At 41.5% G+C, this 21,768-nt stretch carries 20 protein-coding genes and 1 pseudogene; 14 read left to right on the forward strand and 7 right to left on the reverse strand.

Going from position 1 to position 21,768, the window contains the following annotated elements; genetic code table 11:
* Positions 1 to 32: 32 nt before the first annotated feature.
* Positions 33 to 920, forward strand: a complete 888-nt coding sequence (locus AC3RV5_RS20715) for a LysR family transcriptional regulator (protein WP_489729463.1) — start codon at positions 33 to 35, stop codon at positions 918 to 920.
* 318 nt (positions 921 to 1,238) lie between these two features.
* Here AC3RV5_RS20715 and AC3RV5_RS20720 read toward each other — a convergent pair whose 3' ends face one another.
* On the reverse strand, positions 1,239 to 1,484 hold the full coding sequence (locus AC3RV5_RS20720) for a hypothetical protein (RefSeq protein ID WP_489729464.1): 246 nt from the start codon (positions 1,482 to 1,484) through the stop codon (positions 1,239 to 1,241).
* Between the two features lie 1,184 nt (positions 1,485 to 2,668).
* Positions 2,669 to 2,977 (reverse strand): hypothetical protein, encoded by a 309-nt coding sequence (locus tag AC3RV5_RS20725; protein ID WP_489729465.1) that lies wholly within the window; start codon positions 2,975 to 2,977, stop codon positions 2,669 to 2,671.
* A 547-nt stretch (positions 2,978 to 3,524) separates the two neighbouring features.
* Between AC3RV5_RS20725 and AC3RV5_RS20730 the strand changes: the two genes are divergently transcribed.
* The 3 genes from AC3RV5_RS20730 (at position 3,525) to AC3RV5_RS20740 (ending at position 5,247) form a co-directional block, all read left to right on the forward strand.
* Positions 3,525 to 3,920 (forward strand): group I intron-associated PD-(D/E)XK endonuclease, encoded by a 396-nt coding sequence (locus AC3RV5_RS20730; protein WP_489729466.1) that lies wholly within the window; start codon positions 3,525 to 3,527, stop codon positions 3,918 to 3,920.
* Positions 3,921 to 4,177: 257 nt separating this feature from the next.
* A complete protein-coding gene (locus AC3RV5_RS20735) occupies positions 4,178 to 4,363 on the forward strand; it encodes a hypothetical protein (RefSeq protein ID WP_489729467.1) in 186 nt (61 codons plus the stop codon).
* Between the two features lie 128 nt (positions 4,364 to 4,491).
* Positions 4,492 to 5,247 (forward strand): nucleotidyl cyclase domain-containing protein, encoded by a 756-nt coding sequence (locus tag AC3RV5_RS20740; RefSeq protein ID WP_489729468.1) that lies wholly within the window; start codon positions 4,492 to 4,494, stop codon positions 5,245 to 5,247.
* 244 nt (positions 5,248 to 5,491) lie between these two features.
* On the opposite strand, the pseudogene AC3RV5_RS20745 reads toward AC3RV5_RS20740, so the two are convergent.
* The 5 genes and pseudogenes from AC3RV5_RS20745 to AC3RV5_RS20765 all read right to left on the reverse strand — a co-directional run.
* Positions 5,492 to 5,836: pseudogene (locus AC3RV5_RS20745) on the reverse strand (phosphorylase family protein); the annotation flags it as partial.
* A gap of 244 nt (positions 5,837 to 6,080) precedes the next feature.
* Complete coding sequence (gene folE, locus AC3RV5_RS20750; protein WP_489729469.1) at positions 6,081 to 6,635, reverse strand: GTP cyclohydrolase I FolE; 555 nt, start codon at positions 6,633 to 6,635, stop codon at positions 6,081 to 6,083.
* A 257-nt stretch (positions 6,636 to 6,892) separates the two neighbouring features.
* Positions 6,893 to 7,069: a hypothetical protein gene (locus AC3RV5_RS20755; protein WP_489729470.1), complete on the reverse strand. Its 177-nt coding sequence runs from the start codon at positions 7,067 to 7,069 to the stop codon at positions 6,893 to 6,895.
* A 122-nt stretch (positions 7,070 to 7,191) separates the two neighbouring features.
* Positions 7,192 to 7,623, reverse strand: a complete 432-nt coding sequence (locus AC3RV5_RS20760) for a CopD family protein (RefSeq protein ID WP_489729471.1) — start codon at positions 7,621 to 7,623, stop codon at positions 7,192 to 7,194.
* A gap of 38 nt (positions 7,624 to 7,661) precedes the next feature.
* The gene (locus AC3RV5_RS20765) at positions 7,662 to 9,341 is read right to left on the reverse strand and encodes a chloride channel protein (RefSeq protein ID WP_489729472.1); all 1,680 of its coding nucleotides are present in this window, start codon (positions 9,339 to 9,341) and stop codon (positions 7,662 to 7,664) included.
* A 122-nt stretch (positions 9,342 to 9,463) separates the two neighbouring features.
* On the opposite strand from AC3RV5_RS20765, the gene AC3RV5_RS20770 reads away from it, so the two are divergent.
* The 10 genes from AC3RV5_RS20770 (at position 9,464) to AC3RV5_RS20815 (ending at position 21,701) form a co-directional block, all read left to right on the forward strand.
* Complete coding sequence (locus AC3RV5_RS20770) at positions 9,464 to 10,168, forward strand: DUF6776 family protein (RefSeq protein ID WP_489729473.1); 705 nt, start codon at positions 9,464 to 9,466, stop codon at positions 10,166 to 10,168.
* A gap of 116 nt (positions 10,169 to 10,284) precedes the next feature.
* Positions 10,285 to 10,629: an iron-sulfur cluster insertion protein ErpA gene (erpA, locus tag AC3RV5_RS20775; protein WP_489729474.1), complete on the forward strand. Its 345-nt coding sequence runs from the start codon at positions 10,285 to 10,287 to the stop codon at positions 10,627 to 10,629.
* Positions 10,630 to 10,927: 298 nt separating this feature from the next.
* On the forward strand, positions 10,928 to 12,055 hold the full coding sequence (locus AC3RV5_RS20780) for an EF-hand domain-containing protein (protein ID WP_489729475.1): 1,128 nt from the start codon (positions 10,928 to 10,930) through the stop codon (positions 12,053 to 12,055).
* A 568-nt stretch (positions 12,056 to 12,623) separates the two neighbouring features.
* The gene (locus AC3RV5_RS20785; protein WP_489729476.1) at positions 12,624 to 12,914 is read left to right on the forward strand and encodes a co-chaperone GroES; all 291 of its coding nucleotides are present in this window, start codon (positions 12,624 to 12,626) and stop codon (positions 12,912 to 12,914) included.
* Between the two features lie 66 nt (positions 12,915 to 12,980).
* On the forward strand, positions 12,981 to 14,630 hold the full coding sequence (gene groL / locus AC3RV5_RS20790) for a chaperonin GroEL (protein ID WP_489729477.1): 1,650 nt from the start codon (positions 12,981 to 12,983) through the stop codon (positions 14,628 to 14,630).
* Between the two features lie 1,179 nt (positions 14,631 to 15,809).
* Positions 15,810 to 17,468: a group II intron reverse transcriptase/maturase gene (ltrA, locus tag AC3RV5_RS20795; protein ID WP_489729478.1), complete on the forward strand. Its 1,659-nt coding sequence runs from the start codon at positions 15,810 to 15,812 to the stop codon at positions 17,466 to 17,468.
* Positions 17,469 to 17,497: 29 nt separating this feature from the next.
* Entirely contained in the window at positions 17,498 to 17,794 is a 297-nt protein-coding gene (locus AC3RV5_RS20800; RefSeq protein ID WP_489729479.1) for a hypothetical protein, read from the forward strand.
* Between the two features lie 172 nt (positions 17,795 to 17,966).
* The gene (locus AC3RV5_RS20805; RefSeq protein WP_489729480.1) at positions 17,967 to 18,338 is read left to right on the forward strand and encodes a hypothetical protein; all 372 of its coding nucleotides are present in this window, start codon (positions 17,967 to 17,969) and stop codon (positions 18,336 to 18,338) included.
* A gap of 405 nt (positions 18,339 to 18,743) precedes the next feature.
* On the forward strand, positions 18,744 to 19,808 hold the full coding sequence (locus AC3RV5_RS20810; RefSeq protein ID WP_489729481.1) for a helix-turn-helix domain-containing protein: 1,065 nt from the start codon (positions 18,744 to 18,746) through the stop codon (positions 19,806 to 19,808).
* Positions 19,809 to 19,922: 114 nt separating this feature from the next.
* Positions 19,923 to 21,701, forward strand: coding sequence for a TPR end-of-group domain-containing protein (locus AC3RV5_RS20815; RefSeq protein WP_489729482.1), 1,779 nt, complete (start codon positions 19,923 to 19,925; stop codon positions 21,699 to 21,701).
* Positions 21,702 to 21,768 lie beyond the last annotated feature (67 nt).

Here is a 21,768-nt window from a genome sequence, read left to right on the forward strand (position 1 = left end):
CCGTAAATAGCAAAAAGTAATAGTAGATAAGTATGAGTAAGTTAGACCGATTAGATCTTAAACAATTAAGGGTCTTTCAGGCCCTAATACGAGAACAAAACGCATCAAAAGCTGCAAACCAATTGGGACTAACTCAACAAGCTGTGAGCGAACACTTGAAAAAGTTACGTGATGTTTTTGATGATAGATTGTTTCTTAGAAAAACTAGTGGTTTTGTGCCAACACCATTTGCTGAAGCTTTATCTATAGGCGTAGACAAACTATTAATTGATTTTACCGCACTCTTATCGCCGACAAACTTTGATCCAAAGACAATCACAGGCACTTTTGTTATTGCTGCAACCGATTATGCCCAACAGGTAGTGTTACCGTCGTTAATCTCAATACTCAGAAAACAATCCCCTAAGTTAAAGTTAATCGTTCGTGATTTTGAATTAGATAAAATTCATGAATTAATGGAAAGTGGCAAAGTTAACTTGGCAATCGCATTTCCTGACTATATTCCAGATAACTATCCTATCGTGAAACTCTTTGAAGAACATCATGTATGCGTGGCCTCACCAAATGCATCTATCGTACAGAAGAAACCTTCGCTTGCTGAAATTGCAAGCTACCCAAGCATTATTGCTTCGCCTTCTAGGCCAAATTTCAAAGGCTCTATTGATGACTGGTTCAAGACATTCGGTTTAAAACGAAATATTGTGGTGTCAGCACCGTGCTTTTCTATCGTGCCAATGTACCTAGAAACTACGGATTCAATAGCATTTTTACCTTCGAGAGCAATAGCAGGCTTAGACTTGATAGAGATTAACCTTGAACAGTCACCAGATAAATTTGATGTTATTGCTGCATGGCATCCACGTTACAGTGAAGATGCGCTGCAAAAATGGGTAATATCATTGCTGCAAATTGAGCAATAAATAAATTGGTTATTTAAACTAGAAAGGTAGAGCAAATATTCATGATGAATCAATGGCTGCTTTTCGCTCACAAAAGCCAGTCGCTATCCGTCTCCCATGTGCCTTAAGGAGCCGTTCGATGATTGGCACGGCTGTTAATCAAAACTGTTTGTTAGGTTAACTGAAATTTAATAATATTGGCAATAACGTTAAACGAGAGTTATTCACAAGGGCGTACTATGTCACGCTATAAGCATGACATATACTCTGTCGAATTGTATGTAAGAGTTCGTGGGTACGTGAGCTTTTCACTGTTTTTACTTGTAAAAATACGAGTTGCTATTTCCTGAATTTATTATCTTTATATTTCATGCTAAATCCGAATGCAAACCAATAAAGAATTGCAAAAGGAGTTGCTAAAGTAAAATAAAGAACTCCAATTAATGGTGCGCCTCCTCCAGGCTCATACAAGTCATAGTAAAAAATTTGTAATAAAAACACCAAAATATAAGGCACAGCAATGCCAACGTAACGTAAACTTAATATTCGCGTCAAACCAAGCATTAACCCCAATACTGGCGCCATAACTAATAGCAAAAAAGGTGAGATAGCAATCTCCTCAAAATATGAAAAACGACCTATTTAAACCGCGTAGCTAGGCTAGTAGGATGATTTACAGTGCAATTCCAAGTAATAGTAACCACCCGAACCATTTGGAAACCTCCAAAGCTGGCAGCGAATACGATAACCCCTAGGGAAATCTGTATACACATCGCCAATAAAGTATTCTGGACTTGGGGTCACATTAACAGACTCAGGAGCGCATTCCGCAGCTGTTGTACTTTGGGTAGCTGCACAATATGCATCTTCTCCAAGTTTAGTTGTTGAAACAAGTGTATAGTAAAGGTGTGCTTGTGTTTCATAGAGTGCAGACAAGAGAGCCTCACTAACAGTGTCACCCAGAGCGTATATTGCAGAGGTTGCTGGAATGATTCTATGCATGTCTTCCAAGAAAGCAGCATCACACACAGACTTACCCGTGGTACTTCCATAACAAGTGTCATGTGTATTACAAGCGGACACGAACGGATGTTGAGGTATTGCGTCATTCCATTACCCCCCTTCTGCACCGCATCCGTTAGTGGCCCCTCCAATAGATTTAGCTGATACACCAGACGGATAAAGGTTAAAATTAAAAGTACTTAAACTATTAGAAAAGGATTGCTCTATAGAATGGTAAGTAGTAATCGCATTGCTTACCTCACTAGGGAGAGCAACTGGTGTTGCGACAACCCTCCATTCACCCTAGATTTTGCAATTGTTTCAAATTGAAACTCATAGGTGCACGTATTACACATCAACACCTCATAGCTTGATGCGTTTGCCGGTGAACACAGTAAAAAACTTGAAAGTAAAGAGACTAGAATATTAAAACGCAGTACCTTGCTCATTGTTGAAACTCCCTGTTTGAATAAAAGAAATAGAGTAAAAAAATCACTCTAGGTCATGTTCGGTGTTTGTCAAATTATATTTAACACTGTTGTAAATAGTGTTAAATAATCCGATTAACGTCTATGGACTTTCTGTCAATACTAAATATATCATATTGCCACTAAGGCCCACTTTTGGAGTTGTAACGGTCATTTTCAAGTGTAAGCGAATGGCGGGTATTCGCTCATAACAGACTGTCGTTGTAGGTCGGAATCTATCGACTCAAAGCGTCAGATTAAATGTGAGTTACTACAGTTTACTTGACTACCACATTTACCTTACGGAATTTCGTAAAACTGTACATGGGTAACTTTTGAAATTTTTACAAAGTAACCTTGAAAATCATTGTTTTTCGGGTTGTTAGACCTTAGCTCGCCTATCACCGCTGCGCTAGATGATTGTTCTGAGGTTTCACTTTCGACAATCAACGTTGTCCAGTCAGGAGGCAGTTCGTATAAATCAAAATTTCCCATACCACCATTGAAGCCAGCTAAATATATCTTATCATCAACCGAATAATACAGGTTTCCATTCTGTAACCATTTCGTCATCTCACTTATTGCATCACCAATTTCATTTTTTAACATTTTCAGTCCTTTGCCTTGGGTTCTTACATATAGAAATCAGAGTCCCTCTATATGGGCAATGAAAGGTACGTTCTAATCACGAGTAAACATCTGGTGTTAAGAAAATGTTAGTTTCCCATGTTTGATAAATCAAGTTTTTATAAGTTAAAATATTGATAAATAACACAAAAACATCAATTGTCAATACAGGTTGTTGCAAGGTGAGTACGATAACAAGAGCGAATTCTAGCTGGTGTTTTTTTGTCGTAGCTAAGATACTTATGTTTTTGTGACCAAAGCCAACTACATTTATTTATTGGTAGTTGATGATTAAAGGGGAATTTGTTAATTTAAATTCTAGCTTTATCACAGGCTAAACAGTCTGATAATAGTATTTACGCGTATGACCCGTTATGAGTGAGCGCGAGGCAGGCCGCCTTTCTATTAGATACAATCCCAAACGGGTGTATGGTGATAATTAATTGGGAGTTACTCGATATGAGGACTCTGCTCGTATACAGAAAGCCATTTGCTGGCATACGACATCAATTATTTATTGGATACTACTATGCCTGTAAAAAACTCATGTCCCAAAAGCCAATCTCTTCAGCATTACAAAAATATATCGTATGAAACTCTAGCCGCTAGTTGGTTGCTCAATGACGGCTGGGACGTATTTATGCCCATGATCGATCATGGCTTAAAAACCGACTTCGTTATTTCGGATGGTGATACATTTTATCGAATCCAAGTTAAGTCGATAGTGTCTGATGACGAAAGTACCGTCGTTGAAAATAAGTGGGGAAACGCCAGTATTGATTATGTGATTTACTTTTCTAAGACTGCTGACTGGGGCTACATCACACCACCATTTCGGCAGTGCAGAAAGAAGCTTAACTCAAAAGGTCATGTCCGATTTCATCAGCATTCTAAGAATTTTGTGAAAGCGTTTAATCAAATTTAGTCACTGGTCATTTTAAAATGGAAAACGGTAACTAAAAGCAGCTTAAGATTAAAACTGAACGTTATTACTTTAGAATAATCGTATCAGCCGCTCTGGAGAACTTTATCTCAGGATGCTTAGACGTGGTTTGTGACGACGGTGATTAAGACTAGAGTGGTTGGCTACAAACTATAGTTTCTAGTCCAAAATTTGAACCTATTAGTTTGGACGTTTCATGGCAATCATTAGAAAAATAATTGCTCTGCGACATATTAACATTGCCAGATAAAATAAATTACGCAATTGCCTTTGGCACCGAGTATGCCGCAGTCTCTCCAGATTACGAAGAGTATTTTGAAGCTATGCGTTTAGAATATTCAGAGTTAGGGTTAGTGGCTTGTTCCATTGTTGATAAATTACGTGTTACAGCGAAGCTGCTAAAGTCAAAACAAGGAATGGCATAATTAATTTATCAATTTACAGACTAGAAGTTGCCAGTAGCTCTGTACAATAGGTACTAAAAACTAAATAAAGGGTCTTCCAATTATATGATAAAGTGTATTTATTATTGATTTTAAACAAGAATAAATAGATGAAAGTATACAAAGGAGCTGTATTTTTTGTTGATATGCTTGGATTTAGTAGCCTTACTGAAGGTGGAGTCGAAATAATACGTGACGATTTTATTGCCCATCACTTTAAAACAGATTCCATAGATCCTCAGATATTTAGTGCAAAACTTCTAGCCAAATTTAGGCGACGATTAGGTGTTTTACTTGACTATAAGCCAAAAAATACAGATGTGAAAATAGCACAATTGTCAGATTGTGCGTTTATTTGGTCAAAGAATGCTAGTCTAATCGTTGAAATCGCAAGAAAATTGATGTGGTCTAATATCGGTTCAGGTTTACTGTGCCGAGCAGGTATAGCATATGGCCAAATTATTGAACCTGATCTAGAAAACAAAAGCTTGGGTGCTTTCATATGTGGGGATGCTGTTACCAAAGCAGTAAAGCTGGAAAGTACTGGCAAAGGCGCTAGAGTCTTCGTTTGCGATAGGCTTCAAGAAGCGGCCAAAGATATACCTGAGCATGCCTTTGTAAATAGTATCGAAAACTCAGATGGCCGTATAATTAGAGAGTTTCATTGGTTTAAATACGTAAAACTTGAAGAGAGCACTAACTTTTATGAATTTTATCATACAGACAGTTATCAATCGCACTCTGAAGGTAAAAGGTCAAAGTTACTTTCCGCACTTAACGATGCACCTGTATTCAACTGGAATCGGCAGAATAGTATGGGAAAATTACAAATCGAAAATACTATCAGGATTATTAATGGTAGCTAATTGAGTTTCAAAAATAGTCCTATTAATTTAAATAATGATCATTTAAAGAAAAATAAAATATGTGAATGCAGGGGGGATATGTGATCACCTATTTTTTAAACATCTTATTTCCAAAACAGGGGTTCTAAAAGTGCTGTCAAATAAGGGTGCCATTAAACATCTTATTTACTGTAAACACCTGAGTAAAAAGCCTATACTGCGCCAAAGATAGCAAAACACCGTTTAATGACAGTGTTTTGCTATCTTAGCGGGCGCTTTTTTGACTTTCCATTGCCACAATCTGGTCAAGTAAACCCAGTAGTAGTTTGGCCCCTGTGCCTGAAGCTATGCCGTCAAACACGTTTTCTACATTTTTACCTTGTTGCCCGCCAGCCAGATCACTGATAGAACGAATAACCAGCCCGTCCACATCATTGACAAAATGCACTTGCGCCACAGCCGCAGATTCCATTTCTGCAACCTGGGCATCAAACACTCTACGTAACCAGCTTCGATAGTCTGCATTATCTAAAAACACTGAGCTTGTTACCCCGTTCCCGCCTATCTTGACAGTAACGGCTTTACCCGCAGGCATCGTAATAGGGCCAAACGGCTCTAAGGTGGCGGGGCAGATTGCAAAGGTAAACAGTAAAATGAAACTAATTAAGTGCGAACGTCGGTTCGTAAGTTTGTTCATGCATAATACAGTTAACTAGCGTGCAACGGCACCACAATAGGGCAACGTCAAGCGCCCGAGATACATTACGTAGGGGATATATACCCAAGTGCTGGATAACCACGATATAAGCATGCCAACTTTTCAGATAGTTAAGCATGCTCTGAGTCAACAGAAATTATTTACCGATTAAGCGCAAAAATTCATTGCGGGTCGCACCTGAAGTGCGCATGGAGCCCAGCATTACCGATGTCACCATAGAAGAGTTTTGTTTTTGCACACCGCGCATCATCATACACATGTGTTTGCCTTCCATTATTACCCCGACCCCACTGGCTCCGGTAACTTCTTGGATCGCATCGGCAATTTGTTTGGTCAGACCTTCCTGGATTTGCAGACGTCTGGCAAACATGTCCACTATACGGGCAAATTTTGACAAACCTAACACCCGACCTTTAGGTAAATAAGCGATATGGCACTGTCCGATAAAAGGTAAAATATGATGCTCACACAAGGAATAGTACTCAATATTTTGAATGACGACCATTTCATCTGTGTCGGCTTCAAAAATCGCCCCGTTAACCACCTGATCCAGGGTTTTGTCATAACCGTCAGTCAAGAATCGCATGGCTTTAGCAGCGCGTTTGGGTGTGTCAACTAACCCATTGCGGGACGGATCTTCACCCAAGATCCCAAGGATATTGGCATAATTGTTGGTTAAATCATCTGACATTAAATCTGACTCTTAAAATAGATTGGGGACGACGTTCATCTGTGATTAGGTAGAAGGTCACGACTTAAACCGAGCGCCATTGAATAATACGGATCATAGCATTTTCTTGTGCACCGGATAAATGCCTTATGAAATATCTCTGTCAATTCACCGCGCGGATATATTGACAGATGCAAAATACACTGGCTGTGAGCCAAAGAGGGGATACACCATTGCTGCTTAATTAGTGCAGATGTTCAAGATAAATCAAAAATCGCTCAACGTAAGCGTTTTTCTATTGCGGCGCGCATTTGCGCGATATGTACATCTAATGCTGTTTTGGCCCGTTCATAGGCCTCAGCACTGGAGAGGGAGCTGGGATCGTGTTTAAGGGCTTCAAACGCCAGGTCAGACTGCCTGAGTAACGCTTTTAGTTTAGCCTGCACAATATCCATCCCTTGATTCTTTTTTTGTTCAATTTATATACGATTCCAGGTTAACAAATGCACTGATAAACGCAACATAAACGGCCAGACTTTACAAAAATTAACTTTGTTGGATCTTTGCGGTTTAGGGTTCACCCCCAAGTTTTCACTACCGCCAGGCAAATGATCACCAGTAATACCAACACCGGGGTTTCATTCAAAAATCTATAAAAACGCGATTTATGGATATTTTCATCCCTGGCGAATGCCTTAAGTAAGTAATAAAGATAAAAGTGATAAGCATAGATCAAGCTCACCAACAGCAATTTGATATGTAACCACTTTGCGGTAACAAACCAGGCTGCGCCATATTGATAAATCAGTGCCCCACCAAAAATAAGGGTTAACAAGGCAAAAGGCGTAACAAACAACCACAACCTGCGCTCCATTATTTTAAATTGCTCACGCACTGCCTGATTATCAGTTTGAGCGTGATACACAAACAACCTGGGCAGATAAAACAGCCCTGCCATCCAGGCCACCATAAAAAATAAATGCAACGCTTTGAGCCACAATATTATCATCGGTATTCCAGTATTAGATTAAACATGCCAGCAGATCATCAGTAACGCGCCTTGTGCAGGTAACTACGTAACACGTTCCAGGTGATCACCCCGACTATATTGTCCATCTGTCCTTCATATACGTACACTGCGCCTTCCCGGCTGTTTTGCAAGAGCTCGTAGACTTCGGCCAAGGTCGCTTGAAACGACACCCCGTGCATATCATAAAAAGCCAGTGCCGACTCATCCCGCCCCAAGCTGATATCGTACTGTACCAGAGAGTATCGTAAATCAATTTCGAAAGTAGAGCGTTGCACCACAGGATGAGTGGGCGCCGTATCCAGGAAGCTCAATATGTGGTGTTCCTGAACATTGTCGAACAGCTTGAACTCTCTGTCCATCACCGCCAGCACCCCAGTTTTTTGCAACGCCTCGATAACCGAAGAGGTGCTGTAGGGCAGTTTCTGATAGTCCAGTTGGCGAATAAATATAGAGCTATTACCGAGAAACTGAGTGGAGGTGACGTATGCCGGAACAATCACCAGGATGGCAGGCAAGATCAGTTCTGGACTATAAGACAACTCCATAACAGCAGATAGAGCTGCCAGTGGGGCATGGACCACCGCTGTCATCAAACCTGCCATGCCCAATAAGGCAAAACTACCACTGAGTTCTTCAACATTATCTACTGCCAAGCCCAAAGGGGCGGCCAATAACGCACCACTGAGCATGCCTATTACAAAAACTGGGCCCATGATCCCCCCAGGCACGCCCAAACCAATGGCCAGCACTGTGAGTAACAATTTGGCGCCCAGTACGGCCACCAACAGCGTGATATCCTGTTGTTGCAACACCAGCGAATGCGTGGAGTAGAAATGCGCGCCCAGTGCCTCAGGCAGTAAATACCCCACCAGCCCAGTGACACTGGCGGCGATGAGCAAGCGCTTGATCATGTTAAAACGTTGGAATACCCGCATCACCCCCATCAAAGAATTATTCAGTACACTGGCCAAACCGCCAAGCAAAATACCAAACAAAATCAGATACAAATAAATCCAACGGCTAAAGTCGTGAAATTGAATAAAGGACAACTCATGAGTTTCGCCAAACACGCTGCGGGTTAACACTGTGCCACACGCGGCGGCGAGCATGATAGGGATAAAGATATGGATCTTGTATTCGCGAAACACTACTTCCATCACAAAGATAACCGCAGCAAAAGGGGTATTGAAGGACGCAGAAATACCGGCGGCAATACCACAACCGGACAAGATCCGGATGCTGTTATAAGGCAACTTAAGCCACTGACCAAAAAAACTGCTACCCGCTGCGCCCAAATGCACAGAAGGACCTTCGCGCCCCACAGAAAACCCACTGGCTAAGGCAAACATGCCACCGAAAAATTGGTTGATACTGGTACGCAGAGGAATTTGTCCAAAATTTTGCTTAATACGATGAATAACAAAGGGGATCCCCATGCGATAGTGCTTAAAACCGGTGAGATAGGCGACCCCTAGAATAAGCATCACGCCGGCCAAAGGTAACCATAAACGCATCTGGGCCGGCAATGAGGTAAATTCGTTTACGTCATTTAGATACAACATTTGCAGCCATTCAACCCCGAGGCGAAATAAAATAATCACCGACGCTGCACATATGCCACCTATTATCCCCAATACACACAACTGAATTGACGTGCGGGGGGTGGCAAGCTCTTGTCGAAATGCGTCGAGGGACATATATTAGCAAGGATTAACGGGTGGAATATTTCTGCATCTTATCACAAGTCGCTGTAATGTAAGGAATTACCTCAAACGTTTACACAGTACCCATTCTCAGCCTGACCGGAACCGACAAATTAGTGAAATTTTCTGCCTTAAAACAACAATATGGTCCGTATCAAATCTATGCAGCGTGTTTATTAGCATTGCTGGTGATCGCTTACCTCGCCTTCACCTTGGGTCGCAATATAACTCTGGAAGAGCAACGCTATATACGGCAACTCAAACAAACCACAGCCAGTTTGCACGACGAAAATGCCCTGCTGACCAGCAAGGTCAATATAATGGCAATGGAGCTGGAACTGGCCAAAGGCGCTGAAGCTAAAACCGTTATTGAGCTTGAACACGGCTTGTCAAGAGAAGTGGCCTTGCGCAAGGAACTGGCATTTTATCAACAAGTCATGGCTCCGGAGCTAACCCCCGCCGGTCTGGCGATAGATGGCTTTGCCATAGAGAAAACCCTGAGTGAAGCCTATTACCGCTTTAAACTCGTATTAGTGCAACAGGAAAAAGTCAAAAACACCCTTAAAGGTAAGGTAGATATTACTTTGCACGGCAGCCAGGGGGGCCAGCCGACTAGTTATGCCCTGGTAAACCTCATGGAGCATCACGAAGACTTATTTACTTACAGTTTTAAATATTTTCAGATGATCGAAGGAGAATTTCAATTACCAAATGATTTTCTGCCAGAGAAAGTAAGCATCCACACCACTATATATAAGTACAAACGCAAACTAGGTGAATTGGACAAGAGCTTTGACTGGATATTATCATCAAGCGAATAGTTGATTAGATTACTCAGGTATAAGATAATAGTGCCATTCAGGTTTAACACAGTGCAAGCAGGTAAATTTGCGCTATGTTAATCTATTTATCATCAAACAAATTACAGAGGCAAATTATGTCGGTGCAAATTGCAGTACCTATAGAGTTCTCCGACGCCGCAGCAAAAAAAGTGAAGGCTTTGGTAGCGGAAGAAGAAAACCCTAATTTAAAGTTACGTGTATATGTAACGGGCGGAGGATGTTCCGGCTTTCAATACGGCTTTACGTTCGATGAGAAAGTCAACGAAGGTGACACCACCATAGATAAAGATCAGGTGACCCTGGTAGTCGACCCCATGAGCTTGCAATACCTGGTTGGCGGAGAAGTTGACTATACAGAAGGATTGGAAGGTTCGCGCTTTTTGGTTAATAACCCCAATGCCACTACCACTTGCGGCTGTGGTTCGTCTTTTACCGTCTGATCCGTAATATTCCCAGGTGTTGTCTAACCAACATCTGGCGATGGGCTCCCCCACGAATTATCCTCTTTTGTTAACGATCTCCTGGCTATCACTCAATCAAATAACCCACCACTTAGTGGGTATTTCTTTCGCATGGCAAGACAAAATTACTTAACATTGCATTAACATGTCCAATGGCATTTTTTAACCACTTGAAAAATAGCGTATTTTTCTTGGCACCAATTATGTATTAAATAACTCGACTAAAGATGTCTCCTAGGTAGTTTTAAGGAGAAAACCCTAATCGAGGAACTTAAGTATGAACAAATTAACTCTAGCCTCGCTGATCAGCGCAATTTTAGTTGCCCCAGCGATGGCCGCAGCAGCCAACAAGCCAGATGTGGCACAACAGAACCCGACTACTATGACCAGCGGGGATTTTGCGATCCTTGATACTAACCAAGACGGATTTATTTCCCAAGATGAGGCAGATGAAGACAAGGTATGGACTTATTTCGCCACAGTGGATGCAGACTCAGATGGCCAACTGAGCCCAACTGAATTTGAAAGTTATATCAGTAACCACAGCCAGACCGATGTAAGCCACGACAGTGATACCGCTGAACAAGCCGCTAACGCCAATGCTCTGACGGTGACCGACCAGCCCGTATCGGAAACTAAACAAGCGCAGCACGAGAGCAAAAAACACGCTGAGGAGGTTATGGACAGCGCTGACGTTAACGCGCAGATGACAAGTGGAGCAGAAGACCAGGTGCTAAAAGAGTCTATGGATGAGTCTATGGATGAGTCATTGGAAGAGTCCGAAAGGTACTCAGCGCGGGAACCCGTTGCGCCAACAGATATACAAGGCAGCCAGGACAACGCCAGCTCCAAGCATGCGCCTAAAAATGCGCTAGAAACTGGCCAATCCAGCAGCCAAGATACTAGCGCCGAGGTACACTCAAAAGTATCTGCAACTGTGAGCACTAAGGCTAAATCAGCCAGCATGGCTGATGCCTCAGCAGACGTCGATAATCAGGCAGCACATCAGGATGCTGAGCAAATGACCACAGAAGATGCAGAGCAGCCCATACCGGCGGATGATTTTCCTTATGTAGAAGATGAAGAAATCGAGGATTCAGACGCAAAAGACAGAGAACCCACCGGGCTTGACGGTCAAGATGCCAGTCAGATTGCTATAGATAAAGCTAATCAACTTGCCGCAGAGCAAAAAAACGCTGAGATTTTAGGCCAACCCGGGGCGATTTCCCCCACCGAGCGTGAGTTCAGTTCGGTTGATGTCGACAAAGATGGCTACATTGATCAAGACGAAGCCCGGTCCATTGACATGACGCCCCACTTTAGTGAAGCAGATAAAGATCAGGACGACCGCATCAGTGAAGCTGAATATAAAAGCTATACCAGTGCTAACGTTAAGTCACACTAGTTGTAAACACTGTTATTGCACATAGGGAGTCAAGGTTTCAGGCTTTGACGCCAGCGTATTGTTAACCCGTACCCAAGCCGAGTTCAGTAGAATTCGGCTTTTTATGATTTCCCCGCCCCCGGACCTATCCCCATAATTGAGCAGCCTTCAGTTTTTTTGATTAATGACTGCGCCAATTCAGGCCCATCAACAGCCCTTTGGCTACCCACAACAGATTAAATTCATCGCGCAAACTCCGCTAACCGAGAATATAGCAGCAGTAGCCATCCCCAAGAGCGACTAATGCACTTACCGCAGACATTGCCATCGGCACTCCCCTGCCCTTTGCTTTTATTGCCTGTGTATATCAGCAAAACTGCCAGGTAAGATTACAGGCAAGGGTGAATAAATAAAAAACACAAAAAAATGCACTTATTTAGCAAAAAAAGCTTGAGATCATTCAGCCTAACCCCATCTCTGGACGCAGAACAGTATTCTGAATAGATGAATATTCGTCTGTTCACTGTAACCTACCGAGCAATCGGCAACTTTAATATAATTCACATTTGAATTTTCAGGAGATTTGAGAATGGCAATTCGTCCTTTAAACGATCGCGTAATCGTTAAACGTCACGAACAGGAAAGTAAATCTGCCGGCGGGATCGTATTAACCGGTTCAGCAGCAGAAAAATCAACTCGCGGTAAAGTTATTGCAGTCGGCAATGGCCGTACACTGGATAATGGCGATGTTAAAGCAGTAGACGTTAAAATCGGCGACATCGTAATTTTCAACGATGGTTACGGTGTAAAAACTGAAAAGCTAGATGGCGAAGAAGTGCTTATTCTTAGCGAAAACGACATCCTAGCAGTAGTTGAATAAACGCCCTTACATAACCAGGCGTTTCATCACCCGAATCAGTTAACCAGAATTTAGAGGAAATTTATCATGGCAGCAAAAGAAGTACGTTTTTCTAATGACGCTCGCGCCAAAATGCTTAAAGGCGTTAACGTTCTTGCAAATGCAGTAAAAGTTACGTTGGGCCCTAAAGGTCGTAACGTAGTATTAGACAAATCATTTGGCTCACCTACTATCACCAAAGATGGTGTTTCAGTCGCTAAAGAAATCGAATTGGAAGATAGATTCGAAAACATGGGCGCCCAAATGGTTAAAGAAGTGGCGTCGAAAGCTAATGACGAAGCCGGTGACGGAACCACCACAGCAACCGTTTTGGCTCAGGCCATAGTGACTGAAGGATTGAAGTCAGTTGCCGCTGGTATGAACCCAATGGATCTTAAACGAGGCATCGATAAAGCCGTTATCGCCGCAGTTAAAGAACTACAAGCCCTGTCAGTACCTTGTGCCGATAGCAAAGCTATTGCCCAGGTCGGTACCATTTCTGCTAACTCTGATGTTGAAGTGGGCGATCTCATCGCTGAAGCAATGGACAAAGTCGGCAAAGAAGGCGTTATCACCGTTGAAGAAGGCCAGGCACTGCAAAACGAATTAGAAGTTGTAGAAGGTATGCAATTCGATCGTGGTTATTTGTCTCCTTATTTCATGACCAACCAAGAAAATGGCAGTGTTGAACTAGACAGCCCTTACATCTTGTTAGTAGACAAAAAAATCACCAACATTCGTGAGATGTTACCTACCCTTGAAGCCGTAGCTAAATCGTCTAAGCCGTTGTTGATCATTGCAGAAGACGTTGAAGGCGAAGCCCTTGCTACGTTGGTAGTCAACAACATGCGTGGTATCGTTAAAGTCGCTGCCGTTAAAGCCCCTGGTTTCGGTGACCGTCGTAAAGCCATGTTGCAAGACATCGCTACGTTAACTGGCGGTACTGTGATTTCTGAAGAAATCGGCCTAGAACTTGAAAAAGTGACTCTGGAAGATTTAGGTACAGCCAAACGTGTCGTTATCAACAAAGATAACACCATCATCGTTGACGGTGCTGGCGAAAACGACGCGATTAAAGGTCGTGTTGCGCAAATTAAGGCCCAAATCGAAGAATCTACTTCTGACTACGACAAAGAAAAACTCCAAGAACGTCTGGCTAAACTAGCCGGCGGTGTTGCGGTAATTAAAGTTGGCGCAGCCACTGAAGTTGAAATGAAAGAGAAAAAAGCTCGCGTAGAAGATGCATTGCATGCTACCCGTGCAGCAGTTGAAGAAGGTGTAGTACCTGGAGGCGGTGTGGCTCTGGTTCGTGCAGCTTCTAAAGTGCTTGACCTTAAAGGCGATAACGAAGACCAAACTCATGGTATCAAATTATTGTTACGTGCCTTGGAAGCACCTATGCGTCAAATCGCAGCGAATGCCGGTGCTGAAGCGTCTGTAGTAACTAACGCCGTGAAACAGGGTGAAGGCAACTACGGCTTTAACGCTGCTAACGATACCTATGGCGACATGATCGAAATGGGTATTCTTGACCCAACTAAAGTTGTGCGTTCAGCTCTGCAGTTTGCTGCATCTATCGCCAGCTTGATGATCACCACTGAATGTATGATCACCGATGCGCCCAAAGAAGAAGCGGCCGGTGGCATGCCTGATATGGGCGGCATGGGCGGCATGGGTGGAATGGGCGGCATGATGTAGTGCGACGAGAGTCGCGTAGGTCACTAACCTAACTGGGCTATACATCAACTAGCTTCCTCTGAGGAAGCTAGTTGAATTCCAGTAAATTAGTAGTCGTCACCGGCAACTGGTGTGAATATAGTTGCCGAACATTTCCTTGAAATGGATGCGCAGCTATATTATCTTTAGCTGTAATAAAGCGAGACCGTTCGGTCATCGCACCTAAGAGTAAATACTAAACTAAAATTACACTTGTGCTGCATTCTTTCACGAAGCGGTATCTCAACGAGTGTACCTGAAGTTTACGAAGGACCATCTGGCAATCGGATGTTCGAACCCTTCGACTAACCATCTGCGACTTGATATCTCGTAAAGACCTATACGAAGAGATAGCTTCTTGGAGAAATCGTATAAGTCTGATAGTTAGTGTCGTCAATCTAGGTGCTGTAGAAGGGGAACTGGCAATTGTCATTTCCTCCCTACAGTCTCCCTTTTACATCTATTACGACTATGGCCTACGTAACGTAAGCTGATTTAGTTATTGTCTCGATAGAATAATTAATTCTATTAGTGAGACCTGCTATGCGACTAGTAGTAGCCTAGGGATAATGCATTATTGGTAACGATTTTGTGTGAAGCTTCCTGACAACGTACCTCTGTGTTTTTGCAGAACTGCACCTGTGAGGGTTATGTTTAATTCATTAGCAATGAATGGATTGAGGGCTAGGCTGAACAATACGATTAACATATGTGAATTGTTGTTAAACACCGTCAACCGCAATGAGCGAAATTTTTGCTGATACGCTTTGACCAAAAGGTACGTGGCTAGCTATTCCTTTTACATCTGGGAATACGTCGTTATTAAGCCACCGGTGGATAGACAGAATCTAAGTTGTTCGTGTAACTAAATTGGAACTCGGTAAGTCCGATTGTTCGCCTGATTTCATCAAAATTTAGGCAGGTATCTTGCGAAAGATACTGTTGGATGAGCGGGTATAGGATGTTGGACTAAGCGAATGCACCGCTGTAATGGCAGTGATAGAAGTTCTAACTTTGCTTCGACCGGAAACGGTGCAGACTTCCAACTGGTCTTTAATCGTGTATTGACCTTTTAAGTCATCATTTATCAACCCAAGGGGGATTAGCTGCCCCCTTTAGGGGGGAGCTTTTCTCCTTTCTCGGTAATTGGAGGAAAGCAAGATGAGTACGGAACAGAGGTTCAATGTACCTGCGTTCTCCCACCCACCAACTGGGTGGCATACTATTAATTGGTGTGCTGTTCAAAGGCAGGTGAGAAGGCATCAGGTGAGGATCGCGAAGGCAACTAAGCAACAACAGTGGCGGAAAGCGAAAGCTTTGCAACGCATGTTGGTGCGCTCGTTTGCAGCTAAAGCTTTGGCTGTTAAACGGGTGACTGAGAATCGAGGCAAAAGGACTGCCGGTGTAGATGGGGAGTTATGGAGTACACCTAATACAAAATGGTTAGCTGTTTTTCAGTTAAAACGGTCTAGGTATAAACCTAAGCCATTGCGGCGGATTTACATTCCAAAGAGTAACGGTAAACGTCGCCCTTTAGGAATACCGACTATGTTAGATAGAGCTATGCAGGCGTTATACCTGTTGGCACTTGAACCTGTGTCGGAAACTACCGCAGACTGGAATAGTTACGGTTTTCGCCCCATGCGCTCAACTGCTGATGCGATAGAGCAATGCTTTGTCAATTTAAGCCGTAAAAGCTCTTCGGAGTGGGTGCTTGAGGGTGATATTAGGGGGTGCTTCGATAACATTAGCCACGACTGGTTACTTTCCAATGTAATGTTGGATAAACAGGTACTTAGAAAATGGTTGAAGGCGGGGTTTATGGAATCCGGTAGATTAAATCCCACTGATGCGGGGACACCACAAGGAGGGATTATTTCTCCTGTGTTAGCCAATTTGGCACTTGATGGTTTGGAGGACGTATTGCTATCCCATTTTGGGAAGAAAAATACAAAAGCCAGCTACAAGACCAAGGTTAACTATACGCGGTATGCGGATGACTTTATTATTACTGGTATCTCAAAAGAGCTATTGGAAAATGAAGTTAAACCACTGGTTGAAGCTTTTATGGCTGAACGGGGGTTAACGCTATCGCCAGAAAAAACGGTGATTACTCATATCAGCGAAGGGTTTGATTTTCTTGGGCAAAACTTACGTAAATACGATGGGAAGATGTTAATTAAACCTAGCCGTAAAAACGTAAGTAATTTGCTAAGGAAAATCCGCGATATTGTTAAAGGCAATAAGACTGTTACGGCAGGAGTATTGATTAGTCAGTTAAACCCCGTTCTTCGGGGATGGGCTAACTACCATCGTCACATTGTGGCGAAGGAAACCTATAACTACGTGGATTATCGGGTATGGAAACTTCTATGGCAGTGGTGCCGACGACGACATAACAATCGTCACAAACGTTGGATTAAAGGAAAATATTTTAAATCAACGGGCTCACGAAATTGGACGTTTTCGGGTATTCGGCCTGATGGCAACACAAACAGGTTGATATACACCATGGACACACCGATAAAGCGACATATTAAGTTGAAGGCGGAAGCAAACCCGTATGACTTAGCGTTTGAAGAATATTTTGAGAAGCGCCTTGAGCGGACTTGGGTTAATTCAATGCAAGGTCGGGATAAATTGCTAACACTTTGGCTCAGACAGCGGAAACGCTGTGTTATTTGCCACCAACTGATTACCAAAGAGACAGGGTGGAATATCCATCACGTTGTTGAAAGGGTAAAAGGCGGTGGTAATGAAATGAGTAACTTAGTGTTGTTGCACCCTAATTGTCATCGGCAGTTGCATAATTGCTATTAGTCTTATCTGATTGAGGTTAGGAAATTTATATGAAAATCATGAATGCTGATGAAGCAGCACGAAAGAGTGGCTTTGGTACACAGAATAGTAGTTATGTCGCATCAGAATCTCTTAAAGCTATTAACAAAGCAGTTGATAAGCAAAGAGAGATGACTGCGAGAGTTGAGTTCCAGAAGTTTAAACTCACAAAAACGGCTCTTGTTGAGGCTGCCAATGCTTTCAAAAAGTGTGGTTTTAGGGTTAAGGCTCAAGAAGAACATGGCGTTATAACACTCCGTTTCTACTGGGGCCTGGCTCACGGCAAACATGATGTGTTACTTCCATGATCCAAATCAGTAAAATATGATCGCGATCGCTTGAGTTTTTCAAACGCAACTGCACGACCAGTTGACTGGTCTGTCCAGTTGCGTTATGATCATAACAACAGCATCGTTCTCGGTGAGTTGCAGTTAAATTCATACGAGGGGCTGTTATTAATTCTTTTACAAAGGAAGACTTATGTACAGCAATGAATATAAAATTTTATCTGCAATTCAAGATGGAGATTTGAAAGAGTTTCATGACAAATGGCCTCCGAATAATACCTTGGTTAACAAGGACTGCTTCGACAGGCTTAATCGTGAAAATTTGATACATACTCCCATTGATGTTTCCTCCGACGATGGTTGGGGTTACATGGATGTGGCATTGAACTCTTCCGGTATTTTACTACTGGATAAGCTAAGAAGGGAACGTGAAGAGTTATCATTTACGGGCAAGCTTACGAAGTTCATTAAACAGCATGTATTTGCTTCAGTATCAATAGGAGCTTTAGTTTCGGCTGGAGTTATCGTATTGGTTCAGGAGTCTATAAAATCTCTGTTTAGGTAGTTGCCGGTCAGCATCTAGATACTGACTTATAAAGGCTTGAGCCGTATGCGGGGAAACTCGCACGTACGGTTCTTAGGGGAGGGACAAGCAGCAATGCTTGTTCCTTACCCGACATAGGTTTTTAAATCTATTACATATAGCTCTAATCATTTGAACGAAAGCCCGAATATTGTTATTCGGGCTTTTTTTATGAGTTATTTATAAATGTGCGTATTATCGACATTAGTTATATTCTAAACATCTCCAATCACTCAATGCTTAGATATGAAACTGAGATTAAAGTGTTTTAACATAAATTCCTTAAGGCTTTCATTAACTTACCACAAAGGTAAAATTTAGATTAAGGTATAAAGATTCATTTACATTATAATAGGGCAGTTTTTTTTTGATTGCATTTATCGTTTTATGATTTTACAAAGCATAGAGTTACTTCCTGTTAATATTTTACAAATTGTTTTTGCCTGTCTGATGAGCTTTATTGCTTTAGTGATATGGAATCAAAAACGTTATCGCAGTCTTGCAGTACTTTTAATGTTTCAAGCGCTTCTTAGCACAATGAATGTACTTGAAGGAACCAATACAACTACTCAATATTATCTAATCACACCTGTATTCACATTGGTTATTGGGCCAATACTGTACTTCTTTATTCGTTCTCTGGTAAATGATATTGCCTTAAGCGCACAACACAAAGCAGCACATTTTATTTTGGCGTTTCTGGCGCTGCCTTTTACTCAATATACTCAACATATTATTGCCTTGGGTACCTTAAGCCAAATTATATACTTGCTATTATCATTTGATCTTATTGCTCGATACCATGCTACTTCTAAAGCCGTCACTGCTGATGCATACAGGTATAAATTAACTTGGTTGGTAAAAGCCTTAACGGTTTTTACTATTGCACTTGTGTTTGACCTCATCCGGATGAATCTGCAAACTATCACACCAGACTTCATTAAAGGGCTATGGTATTTACTGAGTGAGGCCATCTTTTTTAGTTTATCTTGTTATTTAGCGTTTAAAATAATTAGGCAGCCATTATTATTTGATGGCATGACGTCCTATGAAAATTTAGATGAACATAAAGATACCGACGATAAACAAGCAGAAAAAGCGTTAGCAAATAGCATATTTAACAATATTGAAAGTTATATATTACAAGATGAAATGTTCAAAAAGCCACGTCTAACCGTGACAGAATTAGCAGACATAACAGGGTTTAATGTAAAAGATATCTCCTGGGCAATTAACTTAACAAGTAATCGAAATTTTTGTGATTATATAAATAACTTGAGAGTAGTAGAGGTAAAGAAAAAACTTTTAGCCTGTGACAGTCAACATACGTCCCTATTAGACATTGCCTTTGCGTCTGGATTCAATTCAAAATCTACCTTCAATGCTGTATTCAAAAAAGAACTAGGTAAAACCCCTTCGCAGTTTATTCGTGAGAATACTATGCCCGTGTAGCTCCTCAATGAGTGCGAAAAGACATTTTTACGTCTGAAATCCTGATTTCGGACGATTTTTTCTCAAAAAACACCATGATAAATTTTATTTTTAATTTCTACTAAAGGCAGTGAAATGCATTCCAATCGATTTATTTATAATTTCATCATCACATTAATGAGCATATTTTCCACCCAAGCTTTTGCCACGAATAAAGCAAGTGAAATAACAAACAATGCCATAGGCCAATCTCCTACTATTAGCAAAGTAACAGTGCCAGCAGAATATTATGCAGAGCGAGTAAAAGCACTTAAACTAGTGCGACAAGAAAATTGGCTAGCCGCTCGGCCTATTATTGAATCCTTGACCAGTCAATACGTCGATGATGGTGATACTTGGTTCCTATTAGGACTGACTTATTTTCAATTAGCGCAATGGGAAAACTCAATAGTAGCTTTTAAAAGAACATTGGCTTTAGGCACAATACTGTCGGACATTCCAACAGGCTCTGCTCCTTCAAATGATCTTATGATTAATATTGCAGAAGCTTATTCAGAGCTTGGAGATGAAGATAATGCACTCATTTGGATTAATAAATCATTACAAGCACGTTACGACGGTAGAAAAGATTTAATTAGTAATGCTCATTTTAAAAAACTCGCAAACACAAAAGCATTTCAAAAAGCATCTGGCAGTTTTATTCCTAAAAACCTAAACAGAGTTCAATCATGGCAGTATGACCTAGACTTTCTGGTGGCTGAAATAAAACGACTTCATATCAATATCTATCATTCAGTCAGTAAAGAAAAATTCGAACAAATGGTTAGCAATATTGGTAATAAAATTCCAACTCTTTCAGATCAGGAAATAGTGTTTGAGTTTATGAAACTCGTTGCTTCATTAGGAAACGGGCATAACTTTATTGTGCCAGCATACGCCGAAAAGGGATCTTTCAATCAATTACCGTTACAGTTTTATCAATTTAGCGATGGCCTTTTCATTGTAGGGGCAGACAAGGACTATCAAGACTTAGTTGGCAGTAAAGTTATTAGCATAGGAGATACAGCAGTAGCTGAAGCATTAGCTAACACTAAAATGGTTAATGCTAGAGACAATGAAATGCAACACCTTTGGTTAGGTCCGCACTATTTAGGATTAGCCGAGGCACTTAAAGGATTAAATATAGTAAATGATACTAAAGATATTTTTCTTACTATTGAAGATGTTAAAGGTGGGGTGCAGAAAGTAAAGCCTAAACTAAAGACTATGGAGTTTAATGGCTTTCCTAAATTGCCAGCATTAGCTAATAACCATGCAATCCATAATCTGCGAGCTAAGGAACGTTATTGGTATCAACATATCCCAGAGCAGGCGGCTTTCTATATCCAATATAACTACGTAAACAACGCCTCTGCGCAATCGTTTGAAGAATTCAATAGTGAACTTAGAGTAGAAATTTCGCAGCTTAAAGTTGAAAATATTATTTTAGATCTGCGACATAATGCTGGTGGCAATGGCAGCACTTATCCTCCTCTATTAAAAACATTAGTACAATTTGAAACATTAAACCCAAAAGGAAAAATATTTGTGCTTATCGGCAGAAATACGTTTTCAGCAGCACATAATTTATTACTTGATATTAATAAATTAACTAAGCCTATTTTAGTTGGTGAGCCAAGTGGTTCAAGGCCCAATGCATTGGGTGAGGCAGGTTGGTTTAAGCTCCCTTACAGCGGTACTTGGGGTCTTATCTCAACACAATTCCACCAAGCATCTAAGGCTGAAGATCATAGAGTTTGGGTGGCGCCACATGTGCCAGTGAGTTTATCCTCTAGGCAATATTTTGCAGGGGAAGATCCTGCAATGAAAGCAATCATCAATATATTAACGCATCAAATTTCAAAAGATTTATGAGTACGTTTAATTGGTTGGGGGAAAAGTGGGGTGTCAGTAATCGTTCCCATAAAACTATTGCAATGAA

The organism is Paraglaciecola sp. IT1134 (genome assembly GCF_058068185.1).